Here is an 18,550-nt window from a genome sequence, read left to right on the forward strand (position 1 = left end):
GGGACGGGAAGGCGCGTCCATGAAGCTGACGCGCCTTCGCATTGCAGGCTTCAAGACATTCGTCGAGCCCACCGACTTCCTGATCGAGCCGGGCCTGACCGGCGTTGTCGGGCCGAACGGCTGCGGCAAGTCCAACCTCGTCGAGGCCCTGCGCTGGGTCATGGGGGAGAACTCCTTCAAGAACATGCGCGCCACGGGGATGGACGACGTCATCTTCTCCGGCTCCGGCGGCCGTCCGGCCCGCAACTGGGCCGAGGTGATGCTCACCATCGACAATGCCGAGCGCACGGCGCCCGCCGCCTTCAACGACACGGACCTCCTTGAAATCTCCCGCAAGATCGAGCGCGAGGAAGGCTCGACCTACCGGGTCAACGGCAAGGAAGTGCGCGCCCGCGACGTCCAGATCCTCTTCGCCGACGCCGCCACCGGCTCCCGCTCTCCCGCTCTGGTTCGCCAGGGCCAGATCAGCGAGATCATCTCGGCCAAGCCCCAGGCCCGCCGCCGCATCCTCGAAGACGCCGCCGGCATCGCGGGCCTGCATGCCCGCCGTCACGAGGCGGAGCTGCGGCTGAAAGCCGCCGAGGACAATCTGGTTCGCGTCGAGGACGTGACCCGCGAGCTGGAAAGCCAGATCGAGAGCCTGAAGCGCCAGGGCCGGCAAGCCTCCCGCTACAAGAACCTCTCGGCCGAGATCCGCCGCCTCGAAGCTCTGATGTACGCCATCAGCTTCTCGGAGGCGCGGGATCAGGCGGCCACCGCCGAACGCCAGGTCGCGGACGCCCTCAAGGCCGTGGCCGATGCCACCGAGGAGCAGACCCGCGCGGCCACCGCCCAGGCGGTCGCGGCCCATGCCCTGCCCGGCCTGCGCCAGGAGGAGGCCGCCGCCGCGGCCGCCCTGCAGCGCCTGACCCACGCCCGCAACGAGCTCGAATCGGAGGAGCGCCGCTCCAAGGACCGCGTCACCGAGCTCGAGCGCCATATCGGCGACCTCAACCGCGACCTCGCCCGCGAGGCCGCCCAGCGCACCGACGCCGAGGCCACCATCGAGCGCCTCCAGTCCGAGGCCGCCGAGATCGCGCTCACCACCGACGGGGCGGACGATGCCCGCGCCGAGGCCGAGGAACGCCTTCATACCGCCGAGGCCGAGCTGCACGAGGCCGAAGCATCTTTAAGCGCCCTTCAGGCCCAGACCTCCGACCTCAATGCCCGCCGCGCCGCCCTGGAGCGTGCCGTGCGCGAAGAAATGGAACGCGCCGCCCGGTTCCGGTCCGAGAAGGAGCGGCTGGAGCGCGAGATTGCAGCCCTCACCGGCACGACCGAGGACGGCCCCTCCCTCGACGATCTCCGCGAGGAGATGGCGATGGCCGAGGACAGCGCCGGGTCCGCCGAAGAGGCCGTGATCGAGGCGCGGGAAACCCTGTCGATGGCCCGCGAGGCCGAGAACCGCCTGCGCCAGCCCCTCAACGAGGCCGAGCGCAAGGCGCAGCGGCTCGAAACCGAGGCGCTGACCCTGGCCAAGCTCGTGACCTCCGCCACCGGCGACCTGTGGCCTCCGGCCCTCGACCAGATCACGGTCGAGAAGGGTTACGAGACGGCGCTCGGCGCAGCCCTCGGCGACGATCTCGAAGCCTCGACCAATCCTTCCGCTCCCTCCCATTGGGAGATGACCGGTGCCGGCGCGGGAGACCCTTCCCTGCCGGACGGCGTCCGGTCGCTCGCCGATCTCGCCCGCGCTCCGGCCGAGCTGCAGCGCCGCCTGCGCCAGATCGGCGTGGTCAGCCGGGCCGACGGCCTGCGCCTGCGCCCGCTCCTCAAGCCCGGCCAGCGGCTGGTCTCGCAGGAAGGCGACGTGTGGCGCTGGGACGGCTTCACCAATGCCGCGGAAGCGCCCTCCCCGGCGGCCCGCCGCCTGGCGGAAAAGAACCGCCTCGGCGACCTGGAGCGCGAGGCGGCGGAAGCCCGCGAGGAGGCCGAGCACCTGCGGCATGAGGCGGAAGCGGCCCTCGAGGCCGTCCGCCAGGCAGCGTCCCACGAAATGCAGGCCATCGAGGCCGCGCGTCAGGCCCGTCAGGCCCTCGATGCCGCCAGGACCCGTCTGACGGCTGTCGAGCGCAAGGAAGCCGAACTCGGCCAGCGCCGCTCGGCCCTGCAGGAAGGCCTCGCCCGCCTCGGGGAGAGCGAGACGGAAGCTCTGGAGCGCGTCGAGGATGCCCAAGGAGCCCTGCAGGACCTCGCTCCCGCGCCGGATCTGGAAAGCCGTCTGCTCGAAGAGCGCACCCGCGTGGCCGAGCGCCGGGCCGCCGCCTCCGAGGCGCGCGCCGCCTTGCAATCGCTCATGCACGAATCCGAGCTGCGCCGCCGCCGGCAGGAAGCTCTCGCGGCCGATATCCGCCTGTGGACCGAGCGCGTCGCCCGCGCCGCCAGGGCCTTCGAAGATCTGGGCGAGCGCCTCGAGCGGGCCCAGGACGAGCACCAGCGCCTGCTGGAGGCTCCCGACACCTATCTCCAGCGCCGCCGCGCCCTCATTGCGGAAGTCGAAGAGGCCGAGGCGAGGCGCAAGGAAGCCGCCGACCGTCTGGCCGATGCGGAGACCGGCCTCGCCGAGACCGACCGCACCGCCCGCTCGGCCCTTGAGGCGCTCTCGGCCGCCCGCGAATCCCGCGCCGGCTCCCAGGCCCGTCATGAAGCCGCCGTGGCGCGCCTAGCCGAGATCACCCGCACCATCGCGGAGAATCTCGAAACGACCCCGGCCGGGCTGATCGAGCTCGCCGGCCTCAAGGAGGCGACCGAGCTTCCCCCGCATGCGGAGATCGAATCGAAGCTCCATTCGCTCAAGAACGACCGGGAACGCCTCGGCGCCGTGAACCTGCGCGCCGACGAGGAGCTGACCGAGCTCGAAACCAAGTACAACAACATCGCCGGCGAGCGGGACGACCTCGTCGAGGCCATCAAGCGCTTGCGCCAGGCCATCGGCAGCCTCAACCGCGAGGGCCGCGAGCGGTTGCTGGCCGCCTTCGACGTGGTGAACGACCATTTCAAGCGCCTCTTCACCACCCTGTTCGGCGGCGGCACGGCCGAGCTGACCCTGGTCGATTCGGACGATCCGCTCGAAGCCGGCCTCGAAATCCTCGCCCGTCCGCCCGGCAAGAAGCCCCAGAGCATGACCCTGCTCTCCGGCGGCGAGCAGGCGCTAACCGCCACGGCGCTGATCTTCGCCGTGTTCCTCACGAACCCATCGCCGATCTGCGTGCTGGACGAGGTGGACGCGCCCCTCGACGACGCCAATGTGGAGCGCTACTGCGCTCTGCTCGAGGACATGGCCCGCCAGACCGAGACCCGCTTCGTGGTCATCACCCACAACCCGATCACCATGGCCCGGATGGACCGCCTGTTCGGCGTCACCATGGCCGAGCGCGGCGTCTCCCAACTGGTCTCCGTCGACCTCCAGAGCGCCGAGCGCATTCTTGAGGTAGCCTAGCGCATCGTGCGGAAAAGTGGGTCCGGTTTTCCGCACCGAACGATGCGCCAGCTAAAGGAAAAGGCATCGAATGGATCCCAAAAGTGGATTCCACTTTTGGGTCCGATGCCGTAAGGTTTTGAAGGCCCGCCACGCTTCGGCCCCAAAAACATGTGCGCTTTCCGCCTCAGGCTGCGGGAAAACTACGTTAGCCCAGCAATTCCAATAACTTACATCTTTTCAGACTGTTCTTGACAGGGGTGCACCCCGCTCATATGGTGCGCCCGGCTTTCGGGGCTGGTTTTCCAGGCATTTTCCCGCAACGCTTCACAGGAGATCGCAATGGCGGACCCTCACGAGCGGAACGGTGGAGATGAGCGGGAACCGAGCAGCGCCGATGATGCCGACCTGTCAGCGAGACTGAAGTCGCTCGATGCACGGATCTCTCAAGCATCCGTTCAACGAGCCGAGTCGGAACCTCGCGCCCGCCCGACGTCCAATTCCACTGCTCTTGGCCAAGCCTTCCGGCTCTCGGCCGAATTCGTTGCAGGAGTTGCGGCCGGCGGGATCCTGGGTTGGATCGTCGACTACCTGTTCGGATCTTCCCCTTGGGGTCTGATCGTTTGTCTGATACTCGGCTTCTGCGCCGGGATGCTCAATCTGATGCGAGCAGCCGGGGTGGTCAAACCCGCCCGGTATGAAGACAAGCGCTGACGGACCTCGACTTCGAACGCCGCACGGCATTGGCAACAACGAACTTTTGAGAGCGGATCATGGCGAGCCCGATCGAACAATTCCAGATCAAGCCCCTTATTCCGGTCATCAACTTCACCAATTCGTCCGCCTTCATGATCGGCGCTGCCGCCGTGATCGTGGGCGGCCTCCTGTACGCCACACGCAACCGCGCCGTCGTTCCGGGCCGCGCCCAGTCGGTCGCCGAGGTGCTGCACGATTTCGTGGCGAACACGCTCGTCGATGCCACCGGCAAGGAGGGGATGAAGTTCTTCCCCCTCGTGTTCTCGCTCTTCATGTTCGTGCTGACGGCCAACCTGCTCGGCATGATCCCGGGCTTCTTCACGGTCACCAGCCACATCATCGTCACCTTCGCGCTCGCCATGCTGGTGATCGGCACCGTGGTGATCTACGGCTTCGTCAAGCACGGTACCCACTTCCTCGGCCTCTTCGTGCCGTCGGGCGTGCCGGCTTGGCTCCTGCCCTTCATCGTGGTGATCGAGCTCATCTCTTTCCTATCCCGCCCGATTTCGCTGTCCCTGCGTCTCTTCGCGAACATGCTCGCGGGACACATCGCGCTGAAGGTTTTCGCAGGCTTCGTGGTCAGCCTTCTGGCGGCCGGCGGCGCCCTGACGATCCTCGCTCCGCTGCCGCTCCTCATGGCGGTTGCTCTCATGGCGCTCGAGTTCCTCGTCGCCGCCCTGCAGGCCTACGTCTTCACGGTGTTGACCTGCATCTACCTGAACGACGCGCTGCACCCGGGGCACTAGGTCTGCGCTGAGTTAACCTTCCCTCCCGATCACAGTATATCCCCAAGGAGATCACAATGGATCCGATCGCTTTCAAGTTCCTCGGCGCGGGCCTCGCCTGCATTGGCATGGGCCTCGCCGCCATGGGCGTCGGCAACATCTTCGGCAACTTCCTCTCGGGCGCCCTGCGCAACCCGTCGGCGGCCGACAGCCAGTTCGCCCGCGCCTTCATCGGTGCGGCGCTCGCGGAAGGTCTCGGCATCTTCTGCCTCGTCGTCGCTCTCGTTCTGCTCTTCACCTAATCTCAAGACGGTGATCGGGAGGCTGAGGCGCGCTTGACGCGCTTCGTCTCAACAGGGGTGACGGCGGATTGAACCGCCGTCATTCATGTTTGTAGGATGGTACTTTAGGATCTGCTCATGGCTCAGGCTCAAACGACCAACGCCACAACGGAGGCCCACGGCGGCGCTCACGAAGACGTCGGGTTCCCGCCCTTCGCGACGGAGACGTTCGGCGGTCAGCTCCTCTGGCTGGCGATCACCTTCGTGGTGCTCTACACGCTGCTCTCCCGGCTGGTCCTCCCGCGCCTGAGCGGTATCATCGAAAACCGCCGTGCGATGATCGCCAGCGATCTCGACGACGCGGCCGCCATGAAATCCCGCGCGGAAGAAGCAGGCTCCGCCTACGAGAAGTCGCTGGCCGAAGCCAAGGGCCGCGCTCAGGCCCTGGCCCAGGAAACCCGCGCCAAGCTCTCGGCCGAGAGCGACGCCAAGCGCAAGGCGCTCGAGGCCGACCTCAACCAGCGCCTCGCCGAGGCCGAGGCGACGATCTCGTCCAAGAAGTCCGAGGCCATGAGCCACGTGGACGCCATCGCGCGCGACACGGCTTCCGCCATCATCGAGCGCCTCACCGGCAAGGCCCCTGCCCCGCAGAAGGTCGAAGCCGCTCTCAACCAGATCAAGGCCTGATCGGGAGACCCGCATGTTAGAGAACACCACTTTCTGGGTTGCGGTCGCCTTCTTCATCTTCTGGGGCCTGATGTTCTATCTCGGCGTTCCGGGCAAGGTGATGAACCAGCTCGATTCCCGCGGCAAGCGCATTGCCGATGAGCTGGCCGAGGCCAAGCGCCTGCGCCAGGATGCCGAACGGCTCCTCAAGGAGTACGAGTCCAAGCGCGCCGCCGCCGAGCGCGAGGCCGCCGACATCGTCTCCACCGCTCGCGCCGAGGCCGAGCGCCTCGCCGCCGAGGCCCAGGAGAAGATGGCCGACTTCGTGAAGCGCCGCACGGCCACCGCCGAGGCGAAGATCGCCCAGGCCGAGGCCCAGGCCTCCGCGGAAGTGCGCGCCGCCGCCGTCGACGCCGCCATCAAGGCATCCGAGCGCGTCCTGCGCGACGAGATCACCGGCGCCACCGCCGCCTCGCTCGTCACGTCTAGCCTCAACGACGTGCGCACGAAGCTGCAGTAAGGCTTTTCGCACAGATTAGGATCTCAAAGGCCGCCCCCAAGGCGGCCTTTTTGCTGGAGAGCATCCTGGAAACCCAACCATGCTTCTGATCTTCGACTGCGACGGCGTCCTGGTGGATTCCGAAGTGCTGAGCTGTCGGATCGACGCGGAGATCCTGACCGAGATGGGCGTGCCCTACACGGCCGAGGACATCGCGCGCCAGTTCGTCGGGGTGAGCCTGAAAGATCAGATCGCCCGTATCGAGGCAGAGCGCGGCTGCACGATCCCGGCCGATTTCAGCAAACGGCTCAACCACGCCCTGTTCGAGCGTTTCGAGACGGAACTTCAGCCGGTTCCCGGCGTCCGAGAGGCGATTCTCTCACTGCCCTACCCGCGCTGCGTAGCCTCCTCCTCCACACCCGAGCGGATTGCTCTGTCGCTGCGCGTCACAGGATTGTCGGACCTGTTCGAGCACGTTTTCAGCGCCACTGAAGTAGCCTGCGGCAAGCCGGCGCCGGACCTGTTCCTCCACGCCGCCGCGCAGATGGGTGCGAACCCGCGCGATTGCGTGGTGATCGAGGATTCGAGCGCAGGCGTTCAGGCGGCGATTGCCGCCGGCATGCGCGTGATCGGCTTCATTGGCGGCGGACATTGCGGGCCTGAGCACCGGGAGAAGCTGCGGGCGGCTGGGGCGCCCGTGGTGATCGAGCGGATGTCCGAGCTTCCAGAGATCATACAACAGTTGATCTCTCCGCATCCCTGAGCGCACGGCGAAGCCTGCTACCTGGCTTCCTCACTGAAGCCAGTTCGAAGCTACTCCCCAGCCCCTGCAGCTTGCTGCTTCTCGGGGTCGAGCGAAGTATCTGCCAAGAACAAGTCGGGACGAACCTGCCGCATCCGCTCCCCGAGAGGAGTCGCGAGGGTCCGTGAATACTCAATCGTGATATGGTGTGTATCGCGATAGACCAAGACGTTGCCACCTACCGGCAAGCACACTTGGCCGTCGCAGAATCTGTCGGTGAGATCGATGAAGCTGACCGTCTTGAGCTTTTCCCTAAGGTTGGACGTGGGATCGATCTCATTGAAATGCTGCCGAAACGGCACGCCGCATCGTTTGATGTCGTTGGGATAGGTCTCCACGCATTCGAGAACCCCTGCTTTCATCTTGGGATTATCTCGGATCGCAATCACCGTTATGCCGTTCTCAGCCAACCGCTGCCATTGCTTCACATAACCATCAGGCACGTACTCGCCGGCCCCGTCCGGTGTCCTCATGCGCCGAGTGGATGTGGTGAATACAGCATCCGGCCGAAGCTTCTGCAGCACGTCATGAACGTCTTTGTTCCATTGCACACACGATGGATTGCCGCCCCTGTTCGGGATGAATGGGCAAGCGCTCTTGGTGATCGCAACGATCTGCCACTTTTGCTCGAAGGCCAGCTTCTCAAGAGCCGGGAGCCAATGTTCTGCATGAGAACCACCGACGAGAGCGATGGTCTTGCGGGGTTTTTCCTTGAGGCCGTAGGTGCATGTCAGCACCTCGGCTTTCTTTTCGTTCTGCTGGCAGCGGTTTGGATGCTTGCGTTTCACAGCGGCAGGAGCTGGATATACGGGCACATTCGGCCTTACGGCTGTAGCAACTGCCATGGGGATGGCTCCGCCGGGATAATCCCTGTTCCTGTGCTCGAGGGTCTGACGCTCACGCTCTGCTGTGGTCTCGTTCAGAACGAGCCATGAAGCGGATAGAAAGAGCACTGGCATGGCCAGTGCGGCTCCCATGGCGTGGATGTGCCAAGCCTTCCTCTTCCCGACCGACGAGCGGTGGATCGGCTGCTCCAGCCAGCGGGCGGTCACATAGGCCCCGAACAGCGCGATTGCGATCACGGCCAATCCGCCCCAAAGGCCAAGCTTCTTTTGGTGCGTGATCAGCAGAGCAAAAATCAGAACCGGCCAGTGCCAGAGGTAGAACGAGAACGAGATCTCTCCCAAGGCCACAAGCGGCCGCGCCGCCAGGATTCGATCGGCGCCAAAGCGCGTCCGGCCGCCGCCCGACAGAAGCACCAGCGCCGCGCCCAGGGTCGGCCACAGCGCGACATAGCCGGGATAATGAGCAGAGACCGGAATGACGAAGCCGCAGCTCACCACCGCGGCCAATCCCACCCATCCGGCGATCTCGCGCAACCGTTCCGGCAGTTGCACATGGGGAAGGGCAACGGCGAGAATTCCGCCCAGGGCGAATTCCCAGACCCGTGCCAGAGTATTGAAGTAGGTGGGCGATGGGTCGAGGCGGGTCTGCACTATCGAATAGGCCAGAGAGCCCAGGAACACGGCCGCGAGGGCAACAAGATAGGCGTAAGCTCCGGTGCGCAGCCTGCGGGCGGCAAGGGCTACACCCAGCAGCAGGAAGGGCCACACGGCGTAGAACTGCACCTGCACCGACAGCGCCCAGAACTGCTGAACGGGGCTGGGCGCCTCGTCACGGGCAAGGTAGTCGACCGAGTTCATCATGAGCTTGACGTTCTCAAGATGAAGGGCGCTGTAGATCACCTCGGACAGAAAGCCTGCCTGCCGAGATTGGGGCATCCACAACAGGGCGGCGAGCAGGGTCAGGGCGAGAACGGCATAGGCCATGGGCGCGATGCGCTTGGCGATGCGCCCCCAGAAGGCGACGACGTCGATGGTCTGGCTTCTCTGAACTTCCTTGTAGAGGGAGCCGGTGATCAGGAAGCCCGAGACGACGAAGAACACGTCTACGCCGCCGGAGACGCGCCCGCCCCAGATGTGGAAGCAGGCAACGAGCAAAGCTCCGATCGTGCGAAGTCCCTGGATTTCAGGACGAAAAGTGGAGCGTGCGGAGGCGGTCATCTGCATTCTTATCCTGGCCGTGCTCAAGCACGACTCATGTCCATTCGAAGCCTGGACCTGAGTAGCGCAAGCTTCCCCCCACTTCTAGAAAGCCCATGCGCATTCGTCCCCCTCCATTTAGAGGGGAAGCTTATGATCCAGGAGGACCAATTGCCGCTAGGTCATGCCGTTTGACCGAAGCCCTCCCGCATCGATGCGGGAGGGCTTCGGTCGTCTACTCCGCCGCTTCCGCCACCGGCGCGGGCGGCGTCCATTTGAGGATAGGGCTGCGGGCGGCGCGGGTCTCGTCGAGGCGGCGGCGGGGGGCGTGGTAGGGGGCGCCGGTGAAGCGCTCCTTGTCGCCGTTCTTGGCCGCCATGGCGAGGTCGCGCAGCATCGCGACGAAGAGGTCCAGCGACGCCTTCGATTCGGATTCTGTCGGCTCGATGAGCATGGCCCCATGCACCACCAGCGGGAAGTACATGGTCATCGGGTGGTAGCCCTCGTCGATCATGGCCTTGGCCACGTCTAGCGTGGTCACGCCCGTGTCCTTGAGCCACGCGTCGTCGAACAGCACCTCGTGCATGCAGGGCTTGTTGCCGAAGGGCAGCGACATGAGATCGGCGAGGCCCGCGCGGATGTAGTTGGCGTTGAGCACCGCATCCTCGGAGGCCTGCTTCATGCCGTCCGAACCATGCGAGAGCATGTAGGACAGAGCGCGCACATACATGCCCATCTGGCCGTGGAAGGCAGTCATGCGGCCAAAGGGGGCGGCAGTGCCGCCGGCCTCATTGTTTTGCTCAACCAGTTCGAAGCTGCCATCCTTCACCCGCACGAACGGCACCGGCGCGAAGGGCGCCAAGCGCTCGGAGAGCACCACCGGGCCGGAGCCCGGGCCGCCGCCGCCATGCGGCGTCGAGAAGGTCTTGTGCAGGTTGATGTGCATGGCATCGACGCCGAGATCGCCGGGCTTCGCCTTGCCCACGATGGCGTTGAAGTTCGCGCCGTCGCAGTAGAAGTACGCGCCCGCGTCGTGGATCGCCTTGGCGATCTCCGCCACCTGCGGCTCGAAGAGCCCGCAGGTGTTGGGGTTCGTGAGCATGATGGCCGCCACGTCGGGACCGAGACGCTCCTTGACGTCCTCCACATGCACCCAGCCGTCCTCGCGGGCCGGAACCGGCTTCACCTTGAAGCCGATCAGCGCCGCGGTCGCCGGGTTCGTGCCGTGCGCGGAATCCGGCACAAGCACCACATTGCGGGTCTTGCCCTCGCCCTTGGCCTCGATGGCGGCCTTGATCGCCATCATGCCGCAGAGCTCGCCATGGGCGCCGGCCTTCGGCGAGAGCGCCACGGCGGTCATGTTGGTGAGCGTGACCAGATAGCGGCCGAGCTCGTTCATGAGCTCCAGCGCGCCCTGCACGGTGGAGACCGGCTGCAGCGGGTGCACGTCCGAGAAGCCCGGCAGGCGCGCCATGCGCTCGTTGAGACGCGCATTGTGCTTCATCGTGCAGGAGCCGAGCGGGAAGAGACCTGTGTCGATGCCGTAGTTCTGCTGGCTCAGGCGTACGTAGTGGCGCATGGTCTCAGGCTCGGACAGGCCCGGCAGTCCGATGGCCTCCTTGCGCTCGAGCCCGCCGAGGCGCGGCTTGAAATCCTCCGGCTCGTCGAGATCGACGCCGGTGGTGTCATAGCGGCCGATCTCGAACAGCAGCGGCTCGATCTGCGCCAGCGCCTTGTTGCCGGTAAAGGTCGGATGCTCGGTGGTGCCCGCTTGGCCGGCGGAAGAGGGACGTCCCTGGCGGTTCAACATCACAGAACCTCCTTCAAGGCGGCCGCGAGAGCCGCGCGATCATCATCGGTGTTCACTTCGGTCGAAGCGACGAGGAGCAGATTGTCGAGGCCGGCGCCGGGCAGGAGGCGCGACACGGGAACGCCCGCAAGCACGCCCTTCTCGGCAAGACGCTCCACCACTTCGTCCGCGGGCTTTGCGAGCCTCAACGTGAACTCGTTGAAGAACGTCTTGTTGAGAACCTCGACGCCCTTCACGGAAGCCAGCTGGTCGGCGAGCTTCACCGCATTGGCATGGTTGATGCGGGCGAGGCGCGAAAGGCCCGCTTCGCCGAGCAGCGTCATGTGAATGGTGAAGGCGAGCGAGCAGAGGCCCGAATTGGTGCAGATGTTCGAGGTCGCCTTGTCGCGGCGGATGTGCTGCTCGCGGGTCGAGAGCGTGAGCACGAAGCCGCGGTTGCTGTCCGCATCCACCGTCTCGCCGCAGAGGCGGCCCGGCATCTGGCGCAGATATTTCGACTGGGTGGCGAAGAGGCCCACATAAGGCCCGCCGAAGTTCAGCGCGTTGCCGATGGACTGGCCCTCGCCCACCACGATGTCGGCACCCTGGCTGCCGGGCGACTTCACCAGGCCGAGCGACACGGCCTCCGTGAACACGGCAATCAGCAGCGCGCCATGCTGGTGCGCCTTGTCGGCGATGGGCTTCAGGTCGCGCAGGTTGCCGAACACGTCCGGCGACTGCACGACCACGCAGGACACGCTGTCGTCGATCTGGGACAGGACGTCCTCGGTGCCGCCCACGTCGGGCGCCATGGTGACGACGTCGTCGCTCGACATCTCCGAGAGAGTCCGCACCACATCGGCATAATGCGGATGCAGGCCGCCCGAGAGCACCGCCTTGCGGCGCTTGGTGACGCGGTGCGCCATGAGCACCGCTTCGCCCGTGCCGGTCGAGCCGTCATACATGGAGGCATTCGCCACCTCCATGCCGGTGAGCGCGGCAACCTGAGTCTGGAACTCGAAGAGGTACTGCAGCGTCCCTTGCGCGATCTCCGGCTGATACGGCGTGTAGCTCGTCAGGAACTCGGAGCGCTGGATCAGGTGATCGACGGTGGCCGGCACATGGTGCTTGTAGGCGCCGGCGCCGACGAAGAACGGCACGGATGAGGCCGAGATGTTCTTCGCGGACATGCGGGAGAGGATGCGCTCCACCTCCAGTTCGCCCTTGCGACGCGGCAGGTCCACCGGCTCCCTGAGGAGCAGGCTTTTCGGTACGTCGGCGAACAAGTCGTCAACAGTGTTGACGCCAATCCGCGCGAGCATCTCGCTGCGGTCGGTATCGGATAGAGGCAAATAGCGCATCGGCAATGAACCTTTGAGATAGATTTAGTGCGAAGGAACGCCTGCCACGACAATCTCCGTACGGACGGAATTGGCGATGTAGCATTCCTCATGGGCGAGATGGTGCATCTCGGCGATCTGCTCAGATGTCGGGATCTTGTCGCCGGAGAACTCGATCACCGGGTTCAGCGTGACCTTGGAAACGAAAAGCTTGCCCTTTTCGTTCGGGGTCATGATCCCAAGAGCGTGGTCCTTATAGCTGTCGACGACAAAGCGCTTCTTTGCGGCGACCCAAAGGAACGTCAGCATGTGGCAGCTCGACACCGTCGCGACGAAGGCCTCCTCGGGATCGACCGCGTCCTCCCGAGACAAGGGCGGCGCTACAACCGAAGGCGATGCCGATGCCAGCACCTCGATTCCGCAATCGAACGACCAATAATGTCCGCGGCTGTAGCGGTTGTCCGAGAAGGTTGCGCCATCGCGGCTCCAGCGGACGGTAGCTGTATATTCGTGTGACATGGTGCCCCCCTTGCTATGATCGCTGTCTTCAGCTGATAGACTTCACGAATTCCCCGTACTGCTCTTCGGTCATGAGACCGTCGAGCTCGCTCTCGTTCGTGAGGCGAATCTTCATGAACCAGCCGCGGCCGGCCGGATCCTCGTTGACGGTGCCAGGAGAAGCTTCGAGCTCGCTGTTAACCTCGACCACCTCGCCGGAGACGGGCGCATAGACTTCGCTTGCCGCCTTCACGCTCTCGACGACAGCCGCCTCGTCGCCCTTCGACAGGGTCTTGCCGACGCTCGGCAGTTCCACGAACACCACGTCGCCGAGCTGGCCTTGGGCGTAGTCGGAAATGCCCACGATACCGGCATCTCCCTCGATGCGGATGTATTCGTGATCCTTGGTGTAGCGCGTAGTCATGGTGAATTCCCTCTTTTGAATGTCAGCGCTTGTAGCGATGGGGGGCGAACGGCATGGCCGCGACCTTGGCCGGCAGCGGCTTGCCGCGAACGATGAGATGAAGGTCGGTGCCCACGGCCGACACATCCTTCGAGACATAGCCCATGGCGACCGGGCCGTTGACCGTGGGGCCGAAGCCGCCGGAGGTCACGATGCCGACCTCGCGTCCGTCGGGCGTGGTGATGACGGAGCCCTCACGGGCGGGAGCGCGGCCTTCCGGCTTGATGCCCACGCGAACACGTGCAGCCCCGTCCTTGATCTCGCGCTGAATGCGCTCGGCACCGGGGAATCCCCCCTCCTCGCGGCGGCGCTTTTGAATCGACCAGATCAGGCCCGCCTCGATGGGCGACGTGGTGGTGTCGATGTCATGGCCGTAGAGGCACAGGCCTGCCTCGAGCCGCAGCGAGTCGCGCGCACCGAGGCCGATGGGCTTCACTTCCGGGTCGGCGAGGAGCGCACGCCAGAGTGCGGCGGCATCGTCCGCTTTGACCGAAATCTCGAAGCCATCCTCACCCGTGTAGCCCGAACGGGAAACATGACAGCGCAAGCCGGCAATCTCGAACCAGCCGGACATCATGAAACTGAGGGAAGCCGCGTTGCTGCCCAGACGCGTCAGAACGCCCTCGGCGGCAGGCCCTTGGAGGGCGAGGAGAGCCCGGTCCTCGCCGCGCACGAGCGTCACCCCATGCGGCAGCCGCGCCTGGATATGAGCGTAATCCGCCTCTTTCATCGAGGCGTTGACGACGAGATAGATGTAGCCCTCCTCCTCGTCGGTGGTGGGACGCGTCACCATGAGGTCGTCGAGGATGCCGCCGTTCTCATCCAAAAGCTGCGAATAGCGCTGCTGCCCCGGCTTGAGGTTCACGATGTCGGCCGGGATCAGCGCTTCGAGAGCGCGGGCGGTGGTTTCGTGATCCGGGCCACCAAGGGCCGCCTGCCCCATGTGGGAGACATCGAACAGCCCCGCGTGCTCGCGGGTCCAGTTGTGTTCGGTGAGGATGCCCGCGGGGTACTGCACCGGCATGTCATAGCCGGCGAAGGGCACCATGCGGGCACCGCAGGCCACATGCTCGGCATGAAGCGGGGTTTTCAGGAGCGGCTCGTCGCTGCGGGCTGGCTCGGCCATCGGTTTCCTCAAAGGTGCGCGTTCCATCGAGCCTTGCGGCCCGTTGCTCTGCGCCCCCTCTGTCCCGAGACCTGAGAGATTTCCCTGAAGAGCCGAAGCTCCAGGTTACGCCCGTCGGTGGACGACGCTTTCAAACGTCGCCGCTTTCCAGAGTGCCAGCTCCCGCGCGGTCCTTTGGCCTGAGCGTTTCCGGGGCGGTTGCGCCTTCGGCGCCGGACTCATGGTCCGGTCTCTTCCGCGGGGATCATCGGCTGGCCTAAGCTCTGAAGAGGAATTGATCTTCTGTCAACAAAGCAAGGCAGGCCTGTTCACCCTTTAATTGACGCCACGCCCGTGAGGCACCATCTTAGGGGCCATCTGTCACAGAAGGGGAGAAGCGCGGCCAGATCGGTCAGCAGCTCCTGGCATCTTGCTCGAACTGATCATCGCTCTCGCTCTCGTCGCCCTCAACGGCGTCTTTGCCCTCTCCGAACTCGCCATCGTTTCCGCCCGCAGGCCCCGTCTCAAGGCCATGGCCGAGCAGGGCCGCTCCGGCGCCAGCACGGCCCTGACCCTCATGGAGGATTCGGGCCGGTTCCTGTCCACGGTCCAGATCGGCATCACCCTGGTGGGCATCCTGGCCGGCGCCTTTTCGGGCGCGGCTCTCGGCGGCAGGCTGAGGGACATCTTCCTGGCCCAGGGCATGCCCGAAGGCGCAGCCGAGCCCCTCGGCTACGGGATCGTGATCGGCCTCATCACCTACCTGTCCATCGTGATCGGCGAGCTGGTGCCCAAGCAGTTGGCCCTGCGCCACCCGGAGGGCATCGCCTGCGCCATGGCCCCGGCGATGCTGGTGGTCTCGAAAATCGCCGCCCCGGCGGTGTGGCTTCTCAACGCCTCGACCACCCTGATCTTCAGCCTCTTCGGCAACAAGTCCGAGGGTTCCTCGACCGTGACCGAAGAGGAGATCAAGATGCTCGTCGGCGAGGCCGAGAGCGCCGGCGTGATCGAGGAGGAGGAGCGCCGGATGATCTCGGGCGTGCTGCGCCTCGGGGACCGGACGGTGCGCGGCCTCATGACGCCCCGCACGGACGTGGACTGGATCGATCTCGAGGATGACGAGGAGACGATCCGCGCCCTGCTGATCGAAACCCCGCATTCGCGCCTGCCGGTGAGCGAAGGCACCCCCGACAACGTGATCGGCGTCGTCCAGTCGCGCGAACTCCTGGCCGCCTTGCTGTCGGGCCAGCCGCTCGACCTGCGCCAGCACGTGCAGCCGGCCCCGGTCATCCCCGACACCCTCTACGCCCTGGACGCCCTGGCGATCCTGCGCGACGCGGAGGTGCCCATGGCGCTCGTCCATGACGAATACGGCCATTTCGAAGGAGTCGTGACCCCGGCCGACGCCCTGGAGGCCATCGTCGGCGCCTTCCGGTCAGACGGCGAGGCGCCAGACCCTGACGCCGTCCGCCGCGAGGACGGCTCCTGGCTGCTCGCGGGCTCGATGCCGGTGGACGAAATGGCCGAGATCCTCGGGGTGACCCTGCCCGAGGCCCGCAGCTACCACACGGTGGGGGGCCTGGTGATCAGCGAATTGCAGCACCTGCCGACCACGGGCGAGCACGTGGAGACCATGGGCTGGCGCTTCGAGGTGATCGACCTCGACGAGCGGCGCATCGACAAGGTGCTGGCAGCGCCCCTCAACCAGAGAGCGGGCGCGGCCGTTCTTTATTGAGCTTCAGAGCATCGTGCGGACCCAGAGGGCCGCACTCAGCGATGCTCTTATCCAAGAAGACTGAATCGGATTCGACCCCAAAAGTGCAAGTCCACTTTTGGGTCCGATGCTTTAGCCCCGCCGGCCCGCGGCGGCACCGAGGCCGACCTCGATCTCGAAGCTGTTCACGGACGCGGCCGGAATCAGGATGCCCTCTTCGACGATCGAAACCGTCGTCTGGGTCTGGCCGGCCGGAATGGCGGCCGCGACCCGGCGGGAGCGGCTGGCGAAGACGGTGGAGCCGTCCTTGACCACGATCTGGACCGGCACGTCGTAGCGGCCCGGCGATCCGCCGACGCCGAGGAGCGCCCGAGCCTCGACGCCGACCCGCACGAGGGTGGAGCCGTCCGGCTGGCCGATGCATTCGCGGGCGAGATCACCCAGGGTGATCTGGCTGCGGATGGCGCCCGCCTCGCCGCTGCCCCGAACCTGGATGACCGCGCCGCCGTCGGCGACGTCGACCGTCGGGCAGTACACGTCCCGGGTCTCGGCGGCCTGAGCCGGCGTCTGGGTCGCGCCGGCGGTGAGCAGCATGTCGCCCATTCCGAAGCCGCCCTCGCCCGGCGCTCCGCAGCCCGCCAGGGCCGAGATCCCCAGCACGGCAAACGCCCATCCGGCCCCGCGGTTGAATTCCTTCTTCATCACTGTCCCCCCACCCTCTTCTTATGGATTACGGAAGGGCATCGAACCCGGCCGCGAACCCGTTCAGGGACACCGGAATGCCGATCCCCTCCTCGGGCGTCTGGAAGACGATGAAGGTAGCCTGCTGGCCGGTCTTCATCTGATTGATCAGGTTGTCCTCCATGACCACCTCGGCGACGCAGCCCGATGCCAGACAGCGCACGAATCCCGCGCGGCCGATATCCGTCTGGTCGATCTTCAGGCCGAGTCCCGATGGCAACAGAATACCCAGAGGCGCCACCACGCGCAGGAGGCGGCTTTTGCCGTCGGCGGTTTTCAACATGATAATCACGAGGGTGACGTTGGGGCGGTCCTCCGCCACCACGTTCTGCACCAGGGCGCATTGCTCGGCCGTGGCCCCCGGGGGCGTCTCGCAGCGCATCTGCCAGTCGCCGAAGGTGTTCTTGACCATCCCTTGAGCGCCCGCGGCGCTGGCGCCGAGCAGGGCCGCCAGCCCCAGGACAGCGGCCGCGCCGTGGCGAACCCATTGCGATGCGCCCATCGGTTTCTCCATTCCGTAAACCCGCGAGGGGTCGCGGCGTGTCGCCGCTCCGACTCCAACTTTGGCCCCGTTGGGACCATGTCAGGGGGCGCAATGTCAAGCGAGAGGGGCGAATTGAGGGACCGAAATACCTTTTGGCGGTTATGACGCATAAATTGCGACGACTGCACCGTTGCGCTTGGGACAATCCTGTGGTCTTTGACGCAGATCAAAGGTGATGGCGCAAGCCGGGCGCCGCTATTCGCACGCCCGCGCCTTCCCCGATGCTTTCATGGCCCTGTGCCATCACATCTTTAGGAGCTTTGGAACGCCGATGCGGATCGAGACTGGACGTCGATCGGTGACCGCCCTCTCCACGGCAGCGGTCGCACTTGTGTTGGGCATAAGTGAGGCATGGGCCGCCGCCGGGCAGCCCTCCCCATGGGAAACCGGCATGCAGGAGATGGTGACCGAGTTGGGACAGAGCGTGTCCAACTTCCACACCTACCTTGTTTGGCTGATCACCGCGATCTGCCTCTTCGTGCTGGCCCTGATCCTCGTGATCATCGCCCGGTTCAACGAGAAGAAGAACCCGGTCCCCAACAAGACCACCCACAACACCCTCCTCGAGGTTGCCTGGACCATCATTCCGGTCCTGATCCTCGTGGCGATCGCCATTCCGTCCTTCCGCCTCCTGCGCGAGCAGCTTGTGCCGCCCCAGGCGGACCTGGTGGTGAAGGCGACCGGCTATTCCTGGTACTGGGGCTACGAGTACCCGGCAGATCAGGGCGGCTTCAAGTTCGACTCGAACATGATCGCCGAGGTCAAGGACCTGAAGCCCGACCAGCCGCGCTTGCTCGGCGCCGACAACGCGATGGTCGTGCCCGTGGGCAAGGTCGTGCGGGTCCAGGTGACCTCGGCCGACGTGATGCATGCCTTCGCCCTGCCGTCCTTCGCCCTCAAGATCGATGCCATTCCCGGCCGCCTGAACGAAACCTGGTTCAAGGCCGAACGGGAAGGCGTGTATTACGGCCAATGCTCGGAGCTCTGCGGCAACGGCCATCCCTACATGCCGATCGAGATCCGCGTCGTGAGCGAGCAGCAATATGCCGCCTGGCTGGCCGAGGCGAAGCAGCGCTATGCTTCCACGGACGGCTCCGCTCCGGTCAAGTTCGCGACCGCTCAGTAATC

General features: G+C 65.5%; 17 protein-coding genes and 1 riboswitch. Of the genes, 9 read left to right on the forward strand and 8 right to left on the reverse strand.

Annotation, left to right across the window (positions count from 1 at the left end):
• Positions 1 to 19: 19 nt before the first annotated feature.
• From JAO75_RS02480 to JAO75_RS02510, 7 genes are all read left to right on the forward strand, one after another.
• Entirely contained in the window at positions 20 to 3,478 is a 3,459-nt protein-coding gene (locus tag JAO75_RS02480; RefSeq protein ID WP_199046407.1) for a chromosome segregation SMC family protein, read from the forward strand.
• Between the two features lie 321 nt (positions 3,479 to 3,799).
• Positions 3,800 to 4,171 carry an AtpZ/AtpI family protein gene (locus tag JAO75_RS02485; RefSeq protein WP_199046408.1) on the forward strand — a complete coding sequence of 124 codons (372 nt, stop codon included), beginning with the start codon at positions 3,800 to 3,802 and terminating at the stop codon, positions 4,169 to 4,171.
• 59 nt (positions 4,172 to 4,230) lie between these two features.
• The gene (locus tag JAO75_RS02490) at positions 4,231 to 4,959 is read left to right on the forward strand and encodes a F0F1 ATP synthase subunit A (RefSeq protein ID WP_199046410.1); all 729 of its coding nucleotides are present in this window, start codon (positions 4,231 to 4,233) and stop codon (positions 4,957 to 4,959) included.
• Positions 4,960 to 5,015: 56 nt separating this feature from the next.
• The gene (locus tag JAO75_RS02495) at positions 5,016 to 5,240 is read left to right on the forward strand and encodes a F0F1 ATP synthase subunit C (RefSeq protein WP_036357820.1); all 225 of its coding nucleotides are present in this window, start codon (positions 5,016 to 5,018) and stop codon (positions 5,238 to 5,240) included.
• Positions 5,241 to 5,357: 117 nt separating this feature from the next.
• A complete protein-coding gene (locus JAO75_RS02500; protein ID WP_199046412.1) occupies positions 5,358 to 5,906 on the forward strand; it encodes a F0F1 ATP synthase subunit B family protein in 549 nt (182 codons plus the stop codon).
• A 13-nt stretch (positions 5,907 to 5,919) separates the two neighbouring features.
• Positions 5,920 to 6,405 carry a F0F1 ATP synthase subunit B family protein gene (locus JAO75_RS02505; protein ID WP_199046414.1) on the forward strand — a complete coding sequence of 162 codons (486 nt, stop codon included), beginning with the start codon at positions 5,920 to 5,922 and terminating at the stop codon, positions 6,403 to 6,405.
• A 79-nt stretch (positions 6,406 to 6,484) separates the two neighbouring features.
• A complete protein-coding gene (locus JAO75_RS02510) occupies positions 6,485 to 7,147 on the forward strand; it encodes an HAD family hydrolase (RefSeq protein ID WP_199046416.1) in 663 nt (220 codons plus the stop codon).
• A 50-nt stretch (positions 7,148 to 7,197) separates the two neighbouring features.
• On the opposite strand, the gene JAO75_RS02515 is transcribed toward JAO75_RS02510, so the two are convergent.
• The 6 genes from JAO75_RS02515 to gcvT form a co-directional block, all read right to left on the reverse strand.
• On the reverse strand, positions 7,198 to 9,255 hold the full coding sequence (locus tag JAO75_RS02515; protein ID WP_199046418.1) for an acyltransferase family protein: 2,058 nt from the start codon (positions 9,253 to 9,255) through the stop codon (positions 7,198 to 7,200).
• 208 nt (positions 9,256 to 9,463) lie between these two features.
• Positions 9,464 to 11,038 (reverse strand): aminomethyl-transferring glycine dehydrogenase subunit GcvPB, encoded by a 1,575-nt coding sequence (gene gcvPB / locus JAO75_RS02520; protein ID WP_199046421.1) that lies wholly within the window; start codon positions 11,036 to 11,038, stop codon positions 9,464 to 9,466.
• The gene (gcvPA, locus tag JAO75_RS02525) at positions 11,038 to 12,378 is read right to left on the reverse strand and encodes an aminomethyl-transferring glycine dehydrogenase subunit GcvPA (RefSeq protein WP_199046423.1); all 1,341 of its coding nucleotides are present in this window, start codon (positions 12,376 to 12,378) and stop codon (positions 11,038 to 11,040) included. The genes gcvPB and gcvPA overlap by 1 nt, the downstream gene beginning before the upstream one ends.
• 24 nt (positions 12,379 to 12,402) lie before the next feature.
• Positions 12,403 to 12,876 (reverse strand): OsmC family protein, encoded by a 474-nt coding sequence (locus tag JAO75_RS02530; RefSeq protein WP_199046425.1) that lies wholly within the window; start codon positions 12,874 to 12,876, stop codon positions 12,403 to 12,405.
• A gap of 28 nt (positions 12,877 to 12,904) precedes the next feature.
• Positions 12,905 to 13,279, reverse strand: coding sequence for a glycine cleavage system protein GcvH (gene gcvH / locus JAO75_RS02535; RefSeq protein WP_199046426.1), 375 nt, complete (start codon positions 13,277 to 13,279; stop codon positions 12,905 to 12,907).
• Between the two features lie 22 nt (positions 13,280 to 13,301).
• Entirely contained in the window at positions 13,302 to 14,444 is a 1,143-nt protein-coding gene (gene gcvT, locus JAO75_RS02540; RefSeq protein ID WP_199046427.1) for a glycine cleavage system aminomethyltransferase GcvT, read from the reverse strand.
• Positions 14,445 to 14,601: 157 nt separating this feature from the next.
• A riboswitch (glycine riboswitch) is annotated at positions 14,602 to 14,692 on the reverse strand.
• Between the two features lie 161 nt (positions 14,693 to 14,853).
• On the opposite strand from gcvT, the gene JAO75_RS02545 reads away from it, so the two are divergent.
• On the forward strand, positions 14,854 to 16,158 hold the full coding sequence (locus JAO75_RS02545) for a hemolysin family protein (RefSeq protein ID WP_199046428.1): 1,305 nt from the start codon (positions 14,854 to 14,856) through the stop codon (positions 16,156 to 16,158).
• A 111-nt stretch (positions 16,159 to 16,269) separates the two neighbouring features.
• On the opposite strand, the gene JAO75_RS02550 is transcribed toward JAO75_RS02545, so the two are convergent.
• Positions 16,270 to 16,839: a hypothetical protein gene (locus JAO75_RS02550; RefSeq protein WP_199046429.1), complete on the reverse strand. Its 570-nt coding sequence runs from the start codon at positions 16,837 to 16,839 to the stop codon at positions 16,270 to 16,272.
• A gap of 28 nt (positions 16,840 to 16,867) precedes the next feature.
• Complete coding sequence (locus tag JAO75_RS02555; protein WP_199046430.1) at positions 16,868 to 17,380, reverse strand: invasion associated locus B family protein; 513 nt, start codon at positions 17,378 to 17,380, stop codon at positions 16,868 to 16,870.
• Between the two features lie 313 nt (positions 17,381 to 17,693).
• Here JAO75_RS02555 and coxB point away from each other — a divergent pair, with 313 nt between their 5' ends.
• The gene (gene coxB / locus JAO75_RS02560; RefSeq protein ID WP_199046873.1) at positions 17,694 to 18,548 is read left to right on the forward strand and encodes a cytochrome c oxidase subunit II; all 855 of its coding nucleotides are present in this window, start codon (positions 17,694 to 17,696) and stop codon (positions 18,546 to 18,548) included.
• The last annotated feature ends 2 nt before the right edge of the window (positions 18,549 to 18,550 follow it).

Source organism: Microvirga splendida, from assembly GCF_016427565.1.
GTDB lineage: Bacteria > Pseudomonadota > Alphaproteobacteria > Rhizobiales > Beijerinckiaceae > Microvirga > Microvirga splendida.

What these genes read in the sequence shown, in the direction of transcription:
- JAO75_RS02480 (WP_199046407.1), top strand. Translation starts at nt 20, where the DNA reads ATGAAGCTGACGCGCCTTCGCATTGCAGGCTTCAAGACATTCGTCGAG.
- JAO75_RS02485 (WP_199046408.1), top strand. Translation starts at nt 3,800, where the DNA reads ATGGCGGACCCTCACGAGCGGAACGGTGGAGATGAGCGGGAACCGAGC.
- JAO75_RS02490 (WP_199046410.1), top strand. Translation starts at nt 4,231, where the DNA reads ATGGCGAGCCCGATCGAACAATTCCAGATCAAGCCCCTTATTCCGGTC.
- JAO75_RS02495 (WP_036357820.1), top strand. Translation starts at nt 5,016, where the DNA reads ATGGATCCGATCGCTTTCAAGTTCCTCGGCGCGGGCCTCGCCTGCATT.
- JAO75_RS02500 (WP_199046412.1), top strand. Translation starts at nt 5,358, where the DNA reads ATGGCTCAGGCTCAAACGACCAACGCCACAACGGAGGCCCACGGCGGC.
- JAO75_RS02505 (WP_199046414.1), top strand. Translation starts at nt 5,920, where the DNA reads ATGTTAGAGAACACCACTTTCTGGGTTGCGGTCGCCTTCTTCATCTTC.
- JAO75_RS02510 (WP_199046416.1), top strand. Translation starts at nt 6,485, where the DNA reads ATGCTTCTGATCTTCGACTGCGACGGCGTCCTGGTGGATTCCGAAGTG.
- JAO75_RS02515 (WP_199046418.1), bottom strand. Translation starts at nt 9,255, where the DNA reads ATGCAGATGACCGCCTCCGCACGCTCCACTTTTCGTCCTGAAATCCAG.
- gcvPB (WP_199046421.1), bottom strand. Translation starts at nt 11,038, where the DNA reads ATGTTGAACCGCCAGGGACGTCCCTCTTCCGCCGGCCAAGCGGGCACC.
- gcvPA (WP_199046423.1), bottom strand. Translation starts at nt 12,378, where the DNA reads ATGCGCTATTTGCCTCTATCCGATACCGACCGCAGCGAGATGCTCGCG.
- JAO75_RS02530 (WP_199046425.1), bottom strand. Translation starts at nt 12,876, where the DNA reads ATGTCACACGAATATACAGCTACCGTCCGCTGGAGCCGCGATGGCGCA.
- gcvH (WP_199046426.1), bottom strand. Translation starts at nt 13,279, where the DNA reads ATGACTACGCGCTACACCAAGGATCACGAATACATCCGCATCGAGGGA.
- gcvT (WP_199046427.1), bottom strand. Translation starts at nt 14,444, where the DNA reads ATGGCCGAGCCAGCCCGCAGCGACGAGCCGCTCCTGAAAACCCCGCTT.
- JAO75_RS02550 (WP_199046429.1), bottom strand. Translation starts at nt 16,839, where the DNA reads ATGAAGAAGGAATTCAACCGCGGGGCCGGATGGGCGTTTGCCGTGCTG.
- JAO75_RS02555 (WP_199046430.1), bottom strand. Translation starts at nt 17,380, where the DNA reads ATGGGCGCATCGCAATGGGTTCGCCACGGCGCGGCCGCTGTCCTGGGG.
- coxB (WP_199046873.1), top strand. Translation starts at nt 17,694, where the DNA reads ATGCGGATCGAGACTGGACGTCGATCGGTGACCGCCCTCTCCACGGCA.